4 protein-coding genes and 1 pseudogene are annotated in these 3,445 nt (G+C 55.4%); 4 read left to right on the forward strand and 1 reads right to left on the reverse strand.

Going from position 1 to position 3,445, the window contains the following annotated elements; genetic code table 11:
* The 4 genes from CPT76_RS34240 to CPT76_RS34255 form a co-directional block, all read left to right on the forward strand.
* Window positions 1-381 (forward strand): 4Fe-4S dicluster domain-containing protein (locus CPT76_RS34240; protein ID WP_146116528.1); only part of this gene is annotated, 381 nt, incomplete at its 5' end.
* A 169-nt stretch (window positions 382-550) separates the two neighbouring features.
* Entirely contained in the window at window positions 551-1,189 is a 639-nt protein-coding gene (locus tag CPT76_RS34245; RefSeq protein ID WP_105446083.1) for an ion channel, read from the forward strand.
* 270 nt (window positions 1,190-1,459) lie between these two features.
* A complete protein-coding gene (locus CPT76_RS34250) occupies window positions 1,460-2,284 on the forward strand; it encodes a metallophosphoesterase (protein ID WP_258169075.1) in 825 nt (274 codons plus the stop codon).
* Window positions 2,285-2,344: 60 nt separating this feature from the next.
* Window positions 2,345-2,974, forward strand: a complete 630-nt coding sequence (locus tag CPT76_RS34255; protein ID WP_105446085.1) for a GNAT family N-acetyltransferase — start codon at window positions 2,345-2,347, stop codon at window positions 2,972-2,974.
* 151 nt (window positions 2,975-3,125) lie between these two features.
* On the opposite strand, the pseudogene CPT76_RS34260 reads toward CPT76_RS34255, so the two are convergent.
* A pseudogene (locus tag CPT76_RS34260) lies at window positions 3,126-3,445 on the reverse strand (histidinol-phosphatase); the annotation flags it as partial.

Genomic DNA, 3,445 nt, shown 5'->3' on the forward strand with positions numbered 1-3,445 from the left:
CCTCGGATTCCGATCGACGGCACGTACGATCTCGGCCCTGGACCACGGATGCCGGAGAAGAAGCGTCAGTGGGCTTATGAGCTGTCCAAGTGCATGACCTGCGGCGTCTGCCTGGAGTCCTGCCCGAACGTAAACGACAAGACCGACTTTATCGGTCCGGCGGCGATTTCCCAGGTTCGCCTGTTCAACTCCCACCCAACGGGTGAAATGAACAAGGAAGAACGCCTGGAAGCGCTGATGCAGGACGGCGGTATCGAAGGCTGCGGCAACTCGCAGAACTGCGTGCGCTCCTGTCCGAAAGGCATTCCGTTGACCACGTCGATCGCGGAAATGAACAAGCAAACGACCAAGCACATGTTCAAGCAGTGGCTGGGTGTATAAATCATCGTTAACCATCATCCCCTTGTCAGCGGACAGCTTTTCGCCGGCAAGGGGATTTTTGGTATACCTCGGGATGCGTCCAACCCTTGTGGCGGGGGTAATCTAACCATAAAGACTTCTAAAACTTTACAGGCAGAAGACGTGCAGGGAGAATGGAGGAGGATGGCTCATGTCTTGGTGGATGTGGGTGCTCAATATTTCCGGTTTGATTGTCCTGATTGCGGTGTTTTACGGATTGGAGAAAAAATGGACGAGCAAGGCGATCCTGCTTGGTCCAATTCTCATTTATGTGCTGGTCTCCCTGGAAGACCTGATCGGCTGGATCGACCTTTCCCGGGTTGTCCCGGGAACAGGCGGGATGCGGGCTTTGATTCTGATCTTCTGCCTGAGCTCGGTCATCTTCTACGTGCTGTATATTTTCAACCGGATTGCCGAGTCGGCCCTGAAAAAAGAAGTGCAGCTCAAAACCGTCATTACGCGCATCAGCATGGCCACGTTAACGTGCATCCTCTTTTTTACCGTTATCTACACGTCGATTTACAAGCTCTTTGGCCATAACAGCTTCGACGGGAAAAATATCGGCAACGATTTGCTGAGCCAGCTGATTTCCTTCCTGTATTTTAGCGTCGCAACCTTTGCTACCGTCGGTTACGGGGATATCACGCCTGTCGATAACACCTCCAGAGGTGCTGTCGTGATGGAGATCGCCTTCAGCTTTATTACGGTTGCCTACGCAATGTCGTTGCTCAGCGTGTTCCGTAAAATTTTCAAAGAAGGCCCGGATGGCGCAGGTCAGGAGGAAGTGTAAACTTTCCGTTACCATGCCCTGACTTGGCGCATAACCGTTCGTTGTATCCTTTGAACAGCAGCGTTTGCCCCGGGCCAGCGCACCGCCTCCGGCGGAGTGATCCGCACTGCTGGAAGAGCGGCGGCCTGAAGGATATAATAGGGGAAAGTCCTATTCTATTCCAATACAGGAGGCCGCCTGCATGAAAAATCGCCGCATCCGGGAACGGGAAATCGGCAGGATGCAGCCCAGCCGGAGCTGCCCGGCAGCCGGCTCACCCGCAGGCAATTTTTGAAGCGCGGCGTCGCCCTAGCGGCCGGAGCGGGATTGCTGACAGGCGCCTACGCCTCGTTATGGGAGCCGCAGCAGCTGGATACCGTGTACCGGACGCTGGTATGTCCGCGGCTGCCGTCGGCTTTTCACAACTTGAAAGTCGTCCATTTCAGCGATGCCCACCTCGGGTTTCACACCCGAAAGAAGCACATCGAGCATCTGATCGCGGCCATTCGCAGGGAAGCTCCCGAGCTGATCTGCTTTACCGGCGATATCATTGATTCGACTGCGGAGGCGATGAACGAATATATTCCGCTGCTCGCTTCGATCGATGCCCCTTTAGGCAAATTTGCGGTGCTGGGCAACCACGATTTTTGGGGAGGGAGCGGCAAGGATGTGAGCCACAAGCTGCAGGTGGCCGGCTTTCGGGTGCTGCAAAACAGTAGCCAGCTCCTGAACCGTGGCGGACAGTCCATCGCGGTGGTCGGCTTGGATGACTGGCTGCATGGATTTCCCGATCCGCAGAAGGGAAGATCCGGCATACCGGACGACATGTTCACTTTACTCTTGATGCATGAGCCGGATTACGCAGGTAACGCCGCCCTGTTTCCTTTCGATCTGCAGCTGTCCGGACACAGCCATGGCGGACAGGTGCGTCTGCCCCTGTTTGGTGCGCTGATGACGCCTCCGGGATCCAAACGGTACGTCATGGGTATGTACGAAGTGGAAGAACGTCGAATGCCGCTGTATGTCAACCGGGGGATCGGGGAGACCCACCTTCCCGTCCGCTTGTTATGCAAGCCGGAGCTTACCGTCTTCACCCTGCAGTCTGGCGCTCGTTAGACAAGCTGGTAACGATTCGAATCAAACTAAGGGAATCAAGCGAAGGAAGGGGAGAAGAGCGTGCTGAATGAGGACACAAGAACGCCGACGCCCTTGCTTACGGGCAGCCGTCTGATGATGAAACCGATCGAACCGCAGGACGCGCCGAGGCTGCTGGATATCCTGGCAGACCCCCAGGTGATCAAATACGTGACCCAGAGCTCCTTCTTCAGCTTTGCCCGCTCGCGGCGCATCGCCTCGGAGCTGCTGAGCACGGGCCGCAGGGACTCGCTGCACATGGGCATCTGGCTTCATGGCGAGCACGAGCTGGCCGGCGTGGTGTCGATTCAGCATTGGCGTGAGGAGAAGCGCGATGCCATGATCGGCTATATGCTCGCCAAAGCTTACTGGGGCAGGGGAATCGCCACCGAAGCGCTCGGCTTGATGCTGAACTATGCCTTCACCGAGCTGAAACTGCTGCACATTGAAGGCAGATGCCATGCGGTCAACACGGCGTCGGCCAGGGTTATGCAAAAAAACGGGATGCAGCTCAGCCGTACCTTTCAGCATAGACGTATGTTTTTCGCTGCGCCGGTCGAGATGATGGTGTACGCTCATACCGACCGTACCTATGATGAATACCGGAAGGGGCTGCAGCTTCAGGCAAACCAGGAGAATGCGCCAAATCTGCAATCATATGAAATCAGGTAAGATTTGTAACATAAATGAAATATTGCTGTTATGGGACTCTAACAGAGACAGGGTAAACTTATTCACATGACCCCCTTTTTGAAAATATAAATGATGTTCTGGGACCCGGATCGTGCGGGTTCATTTTTTTTGCCCAAAAAAAGAGGCTCCCTCAGAGGGGAACCACCTTTTTGTCTTTGCCCTTGAAATACACCCATTCCCGGAATCCGATGTCCTTCAGGCGCCGGGCTACTTCGTCCCGCTCGTCTCCAACCCTTCCAGGAACATGAGCGTCCGAGCCGAAAGTGACGTCCACGCCGAAGTGGAGCGCCCGCTCAAGGATGGCGTCCGCCGGGTACCAGCCGCCGCTGAGCTTCGTTTTGCCCGATGTATTGATTTCGATCGCGATTCCGCACTCGGCAATGGTCTGCAGCGTTTCGTCAATGATCTCATCGGCGGGAATGTCGGAGAAGGCCGGGAAGTTGCCTTTCA

This window comes from Paenibacillus sp. AR247 (assembly GCF_002968895.1).
Lineage (GTDB): Bacteria > Bacillota > Bacilli > Paenibacillales > Paenibacillaceae > Paenibacillus_AQ > Paenibacillus_AQ favisporus.